Source organism: Mesorhizobium sp. M4A.F.Ca.ET.020.02.1.1 (assembly GCF_004022645.1).
Lineage (GTDB): Bacteria > Pseudomonadota > Alphaproteobacteria > Rhizobiales > Rhizobiaceae > Mesorhizobium.
Genome location: NZ_RZOI01000411.1, coordinates 1 through 5,435, shown reverse-complemented (window position 1 = coordinate 5,435; position 5,435 = coordinate 1). Strand labels below are relative to the sequence as shown.

Genomic DNA, 5,435 nt, shown 5'->3' with positions numbered 1-5,435 from the left:
GTCTTCGGCCTACGCGCTCTGCCGTCCGCCCGGCCATCATGCCTTCGTCGATGTCGCCGGGGGATTTTGCTTCATCAACAATTCGGCGGTCGCGGCGCAGGTGCTGCGAAGGAGCGCGGCACGTGTGGCGATCCTCGATGTCGACCTGCATCACGGCAACGGCACGCAAGGTATCTTCTATGCAAGGCCGGACGTGCTCACGGTGTCGCTGCATGCCGATCCGGTGCGCTTCTATCCGTTCTTCTGGGGGTATGCGGATGAGCGCGGCGAAGGCGCCGGCCTCGGCTACAATCTCAACCTGCCGCTGCCGCGCAAATCCGGCGACGCTGCGTTTCTTGAGGCGCTGGTGACCGCCTTCCGGCGCATCTGCGCCTTTGCGCCGGAGGCGCTTGTCGTGGCGCTCGGGCTCGATGCTTTCGAGGGCGACCCGTTTGGTGGCCTTTCCGTCACGACGCCCGGCTTCTCGCGCATCGGCGAGGCCATCGCCGGGCTCGGCCTGCCGACGGTGATCGTCCAGGAGGGCGGCTATCTGTGCGACGCGCTCAGCGACAACCTCACTGCTTTCCTGACCGGCTTCGGCGGCAAGCAGCGATGAGCAATTCCAGGAAAAGTGCGTAGCGGTTTCCCGTCCGGAATTGCGTGAAGGCAACGTGGCTCAGGCTCGCTGCTGCCTCAGCATGGCCACGACCCGGCGCACGCTTTCCAGCGTCTCGTCGATCTCGTCCGCCGTGTTGTAATGGGCGATGCCGATGCGCACGACGCCCTCGCCGGCCGGAATGCCGAGCTGATGGACGATCTCCCAGGCGTAGTTGTGGCCTGACCATAGGAAGATACCTTCGGCATTCATCTGCCGCACGATCGTCTCCGGCACGATGCCCTCGACGGTGAACGACACGGTCGGCACGCGTTCGCCGATCCGGCCCGGATCGGTGATGCCGTGGATGGCCAGGCCGGAAATACCGGACAGGCCGTCGATCAGTTTCTGCGCCAGCGTGTTTTCGTAGGCGATCGACACTTCGAACGCCCTGGCGATCCGTTGCCGCCGCGCGCCGCCCTCGCCGGCCGCCGCACCGAGATCGGCGAAATAGTTGACAGCGGCGGTGAGACCGGCCATCAGCTCGATCTGCGGCGTGCCGAGCTCGAAGCGTTCCGGCAGGCCGTTTGACGAGCAGCGGCATTTGTAGGGCTTGAGCGTGTCAATGAGGTCGCGTCGTCCCCACAGGATGCCCATGTGCGGGCCGAAGAATTTGTAGGCCGAGCACACCAGGAAATCGCAGCCGAGCCCCTGCACGTCGACCAGGCCATGCGGCGCGAACTGCACGGCATCGACATAGACCAGCGCGCCGGCCTGCTTGGCTACGGCCGTCAGCGCCTTCGCCCGGTTGATCGACCCGGTGAGGTTCGAGGCGTAGTTGAGCGCAACGAGCCGCGTCCTTTCCGAAAGCAGCGCGCGCAATGCCGCCTCCTCAAGCTGCCAGCTTTTCTCGTCGAACGGCAGGAAGCGCACGACGAGGCCAAGGTCCTCGGCAAGCTGCAGCCAGGGCGAGACATTGCCCTCATGGTCCATGCGCGTGACGATGATCTCGTCGCCGGGCTTCATGGCGCGGCCGAGCGTACGCGACATGTGATAGGTCAGCGTCGTCATGTTGGCGCCGACGATGATTTCTTCTGGGCTCGCGGCACCGAGGAAATCGGCCATCGCCGCATGCGCGTCGTCGACCACCGTCTGCGCGGCGACCGTCGTTTCGAAAAAGCCGCCGAGATTTGCGTTGGTGGTGAGCAGGCATCGCGACACCGCGTCCGCCACCGCTTGCGGCACCTGGGTGCCGGCCGGGTTATCGAGATAGATGCGACGGCGGCCCTTGTCGGTCAGCGACAGCGCCGGAAATCTTCCCCGCACGGTTTCGATTGGAAAATTCATTGCCGTCCCCTCCCTTTTGTTATCGTTGGACAATTCTGGTCAAGGACACGGATTGCCGACGCGCTGATGAACCGCATCGACCGCCTTCTGCATCTCCTCGGTCCATCTGACCTCGACCGAGGACAGCGCCATTTCCAGCTGCCAAATGGCCGTCGCGCCGATGATGTTGGAGGTGACAAAGGGCCTGCTCGAGACATAGGCATTGGCGAACATCGCCGGCTCCATGCCGAAGGAGCGCGCCAAGGTGTTGTATTCGAGCAGGACTTGCGCCGCATTCGGCGTCTCGTAGCGCTGGCCGCGGTTGAAGAGCTGCGAGCGCGAGCCTTGCGGGCGCGCGCCGTGATCGTATTTGCCGGTTAGATAGCCTTGCGCCAGCGGCGAATAGGGAAGGAAAGCAATCTCCTCGCGCTGGCAAACCTCGGCCAGGTTCACCTCGAAGGTGCGGTTGACGAGGTTATAGGCGTTCTGCAGCGACACGGGCCGCGGGCCGATGCCCCTGTCGGCTTCGGCAAGGTAGCGCATGACGCCCCAGGAACTCTCATTCGACAAGCCGAAATGTCGGATCTTCCCGGCCTTCACCAGCTCATCGAACACGCCAAGCGTCTCGGCGATCGGTGTCTCGCCTGATGGAGCGCCTTCGGTGTCGGCTCGACGCGCCACGGCGCCGACGCGGGTCGGGTTGGCGCCCCACGGAATATCCCGTTCCGGCCAATGGATCTGGTAGAGATCGATGTAGTCGGTGCCGAGCTTGGTCAGCGACTTCTCGACCGCATCGAAAATATCGGCGCGCGCGAGCTTGGACGGGCGGTCGCCGCGAAACCAGGTGTTGCCGGTGCGGCCGACAACCTTCGAGGCGATGATCACCTTATCGCGATTGCCGTTGGCCTTCATCCAGCTGCCGATGATCTTTTCGGTCCGCCCCTGCGTCTCCGCCTTGGGCGGGATCGGGTACAGCTCGGCCGTATCGATGAAATTGACGCCGCGCTCAAAGGCCAGGTCCATCTGCGCATGGCCTTCGGCCTCGGTGTTCTGCTGGCCCCAGGTCATTGAGCCCAGGCAGATCTGCGACACAAGAAGATCGGTCCGACCGAGACGGCGTTTGTGCATGGGGGTTTCTCCGGCGGGGAACTTTGCGCGACGGCGCGGGGAGGAAGCCCGAGCATACTGCAAAGCGCGGGTGTTCTCCAACCCGGTCCAGACGACTTTTGCGTGAACTCTTAAGGGCTAGGGCCGGGCTCCGGCCACGGCGCGCCGCTTGGCTTCATCGATCAGCATGTTGGCCACCTGCATGCGGATCATGGCGCGCTGGCGCAGATGCGGGGCAACGCGGTCCGGGTGGTTGGCGAAAGCGAAACTGCGCCGCATGCGGCCAAGGTCAGCGCTCTTCACCGGATGATCGAGGCCAAGTTCGGCAGCGATCGCGTCGGGGTCGATCGGCGGCAGTTTTTCCTCCGGCCTTGCCTGCTCGCCGGCCAGCGCCAGCTTCGCCTGATCGAGCAGAGCGGCGAACTCGGCAGCGAAGTCGGCGCCGGCTTCACGATATTCGGCCGCGAATGTCTCGCCGGAAACCTTGATGCGGCCGGAATGGAGCTCATCGGCCACCGAGAGATAGTCGAACGGAATGGTCGGCCGCGCCGCCGCCTCCTCGCCCGCCTCGACCTTGTCGGAGGCAACGAAGAGATCGTCGAGCAAGGACGCGAAATCCCGCTTGGCTCCGGTGCCGATGTCAGCCTCCCGTCTCGTCAAGCACATATGTGAGACGGTCGCACCATAGAGCTTGCTCGTTAAAAATGAATGCCTTCGACGTTAACCAGTTTAGCCGTTCGCATAGCAAAAAAGCCGGACTGCATTCATGCAGCCCGGCAAGGTCGCCAGGAGTGGCGAGGAAAAAGCCGGCAACGTGCCGGCACCACGCCTACGTTCGACAGACCGTAAAAGTTTCAAAAAAATCGATTGTGACGAAAAGAATCGTCCGGGCATGGCTGCCATGCAATTGCTGCACTGCACAATTTTAACATTCGCCCTATATGTTTGAGTCGGGAGGACCAACTAGGGGCCATGGATCATGGGGTTCTTCACCGAAATGTTCGCGCGGCCGCGGCCGCAGGACCATCAGCGCTACCGCGCAGCCTTGGCGCTGCTGCATTCAATGAGCAATGCCGACCGCGCCGACATCGGCATCAAGCCAGCCGATTTCCCGCGCATCGCGCGCGAAATGTCCACGCGCTGAGTCTGTCCAGCAAGAGGTTTCCCGGCAGCTCCGGGAAACCTCAAAACTTTCAACGTCCAAGGAAAACCGCCTTGCCGAGCGGCACGCCATTGTGCCGCAGGATGTCGTAGGCCGTGGTCACGTGGAAATAGAAGTTGGGCATTGCGGCGTAGAGCAGGTATTGCGAGCCCGGCATCGAGATCTCGCGCCCGGTCAGCCTGAGTTCGATCGTCCGCTCCGCCGAGCCATCGAGGTCGGCTGCCGAAAACGTCGCCAGATGATCGACCGTCTTGGCGATGCGGACCTGCAGGTCGGCGAAACTCGCCTCATTGTCCTCGTATTTCGGCACTTCGCGGCCGGCGAGCCGCGACGGCGCGCCCTTGGCGTGATCGGTGGCGATCTGCACCTGCCTGGTCAGCGCGAACATGTCGGGGGCCAGCCGCGCGGTCAGAAACACCTGCGGGTCGATCTTGCGATCGGCTGCGTTCTGTTCGGCCAGCGACAGCACCTTGGAGAGTGATTTCAGCCTGGCCGAAAAAACCGGCACCGAGGCGTCATACATCGAAATCGTCATGTTGCTTTCTCCTAGTCGAGCGACGGGAGCTAGCGCTTCCACAGGCGATTCTTCAAGCGTCACCGCGCCGCCGCAATCACCATGCTAGGTTTCCCTCGAGTGGAGGATCCCGATGAGACGCGCGTTTCTTGCAGCGACCACTTTTTTCTCTATCGCCATGGCGGGCCAGCAGGCGCTCGCCGCCGACCCACCCTACATCGACGACCGCTCGGATGCCGCTTCAGTCATCCGTTCGCTCTACAGCGCCATCAACCGGCATGAATTCGCCCGCGCCTGGGGCTATTATGGCGATACCAAGCCGGCAAAGGATTTCGACGCGTTCGTCAAAGGCTATGACGGCACCGATACGGTAGAGGTGAAGACGGGCGCGGTATCCGACGAGGGTGCGGCCGGCAGCATCTACTACAATGTCCCGGTCGCCATCCAGGCGACCGACAAGAAGGGCGAGGCCAAGGTCTTTGCCGGCTGCTATACGCTGCGCCAGGTCAACGGCCAGATCCAGGAACCGCCGTTCCAGCCGATCTTCATCGACAAGGGCGCGCTGAAGCCATCGACCGCCGATTTCGAAGAGGCCGTGCCGGCAAGCTGCGGCGACGGCCCGCCGCTGCCGAAGAAGGACGAGGCGCTGGAGCAGGCGAAGAAGGCGTTCGCCGCCACCTATGCCGGCCAGTGCGACAAGGAGCTGTTCGAGCAGGAGCCCGAGCTGTTTTCGATCAAATACAAGGACAAGA

General features: G+C 63.1%; 7 protein-coding genes and 1 pseudogene. 4 read left to right on the top strand and 4 right to left on the bottom strand.

The annotated features are described in order from the left end of the window. On the top strand, positions 1–595 hold a 595-nt coding region (locus EN742_RS22600), incomplete at its 5' end, for a histone deacetylase family protein (RefSeq protein WP_148670197.1). Positions 596–655: 60 nt separating this feature from the next. On the opposite strand, the gene EN742_RS22595 is transcribed toward EN742_RS22600, so the two are convergent. The 3 genes from EN742_RS22595 to EN742_RS22585 all read right to left on the bottom strand — a co-directional run bounded on the left by EN742_RS22595 (position 656) and on the right by EN742_RS22585 (position 3,613). Continuing rightward, positions 656–1,921, bottom strand: a complete 1,266-nt coding sequence (locus tag EN742_RS22595) for a cysteine desulfurase-like protein (protein ID WP_127406984.1) — start codon at positions 1,919–1,921, stop codon at positions 656–658. Positions 1,922–1,960: 39 nt separating this feature from the next. Further along, positions 1,961–3,028, bottom strand: coding sequence for an aldo/keto reductase (locus tag EN742_RS22590; RefSeq protein WP_127406985.1), 1,068 nt, complete (start codon positions 3,026–3,028; stop codon positions 1,961–1,963). Between the two features lie 117 nt (positions 3,029–3,145). Next, the gene (locus EN742_RS22585; RefSeq protein ID WP_127406986.1) at positions 3,146–3,613 is read right to left on the bottom strand and encodes a hypothetical protein; all 468 of its coding nucleotides are present in this window, start codon (positions 3,611–3,613) and stop codon (positions 3,146–3,148) included. Between the two features lie 160 nt (positions 3,614–3,773). Between EN742_RS22585 and EN742_RS22580 the strand changes: the two genes are divergently transcribed. Both EN742_RS22580 and EN742_RS22575 read left to right on the top strand, forming a co-directional pair. Further along, positions 3,774–3,956, top strand: a complete 183-nt coding sequence (locus EN742_RS22580; protein ID WP_127406987.1) for a hypothetical protein — start codon at positions 3,774–3,776, stop codon at positions 3,954–3,956. Positions 3,957–3,986: 30 nt separating this feature from the next. After that, complete coding sequence (locus tag EN742_RS22575; RefSeq protein ID WP_126054817.1) at positions 3,987–4,151, top strand: hypothetical protein; 165 nt, start codon at positions 3,987–3,989, stop codon at positions 4,149–4,151. 49 nt (positions 4,152–4,200) lie between these two features. Here EN742_RS22575 and EN742_RS22570 read toward each other — a convergent pair whose 3' ends face one another. Then, positions 4,201–4,704, bottom strand: coding sequence for a DUF1993 family protein (locus tag EN742_RS22570; protein ID WP_126054818.1), 504 nt, complete (start codon positions 4,702–4,704; stop codon positions 4,201–4,203). A 112-nt stretch (positions 4,705–4,816) separates the two neighbouring features. Here EN742_RS22570 and EN742_RS22565 point away from each other — a divergent pair. After that, positions 4,817–5,435 (top strand): annotated as a pseudogene (locus EN742_RS22565) (DUF1176 domain-containing protein); the annotation flags it as partial.